1 protein-coding gene is annotated in these 1,072 nt (G+C 68.7%); it reads right to left on the bottom strand.

Annotated elements, in window-relative coordinates; translation table 11 throughout:
• Positions 1–93 precede the first annotated feature (93 nt).
• The coding region (locus tag F3J10_RS35810) for a dihydrolipoyllysine-residue acetyltransferase (RefSeq protein WP_167244063.1) at positions 94–1,072 on the bottom strand (979 nt) is incomplete at its 5' end.

The raw sequence follows: 1,072 nt of genomic DNA, 5'->3' as shown, positions 1-1,072 counted from the left end.
CGCCGCCGGCAAGGCGGACGTCGCGCGCGCCGTGCCGGCCGCGCGGCGCGCCGGGCGCGCCACGTCGAACCGGCACCGGGATGCCGTCAGGCATCAGAGAATCACGCGGCGGAAGTCGCCGAGGATCTGCGCGAGATACGCATTGAAGCGCGCGGCCGCCGCGCCGTCGATCACGCGATGGTCGTACGACAGCGACATCGGCAGCGTGAGACGCGGCACGAACTGCTTGCCGTCCCACACCGGCTTCATCGCGCCGCGCGACAGGCCCAGGATCGCGACTTCCGGGGCGTTGACGATCGGCGTGAAATGCGTGCCGCCGATGCCGCCCAGCGAGGAGATCGAGAAGCAGCCGCCCTGCATCTGGTCGGGCTTGAGCTTGCCGTCGCGCGCCGCCTTCGACAGGTCCGCCATTTCCTTGGCGATGTCGGCCAGGCCCTTCTTGTCCGCATCGCGGATCACCGGCACGACCAGGCCGTTCGGCGTGTCGGCGGCGAAACCGATGTGGTAGTACTGCTTGAGGATCAGGTTGTCGCCGTCCAGGCTCGCGTTGAAGGTCGGGAACTTCTTGAGCGCCGCGACCACGGCCTTGATCACGAAGGCCAGCATCGTGAACTTGATGCCCGACTTCTCGTTTTCCTTGTTGAGCTGGACGCGCAACGCCTCGAGCTCGGTGATGTCGGCCTCGTCGTTGTTCGTGACGTGCGGGATCATCACCCAGTTGCGATGCAGGTTCGCGCCCGAGATCTTCTTGATGCGCGACAGCGGCTGGGCTTCGATCGGACCGAACTTGGTGAAGTCGATCTTCGGCCACGGCAGCAGGTTCAGCTCGCCGCCGCCGGCCGCGGCCGGTGCAGCCGCGGCAGCCGGTGCCGCGCGCTGGCCCGACATCACGCCCTTCACGAAGGCAGTAATGTCCTCCTTGGTGATACGGCCCTTCGGGCCGCTGCCCGCCACGCCGCCGACGTCCACGCCGAGTTCGCGCGCGAACTTGCGCACCGACGGCGAGGCGTGGCTGGCACGGCCACCCGCTGCGGGCGCCGGTGCCGGCAGGTCGGAAGAGCGCCGTGTAGGG

It is taken from the genome of Burkholderia sp. Cy-637 (assembly GCF_011753175.1).
Lineage (GTDB): Bacteria > Pseudomonadota > Gammaproteobacteria > Burkholderiales > Burkholderiaceae > Burkholderia > Burkholderia gladioli.
This window is presented reverse-complemented; position numbering and strand designations above follow the sequence as displayed.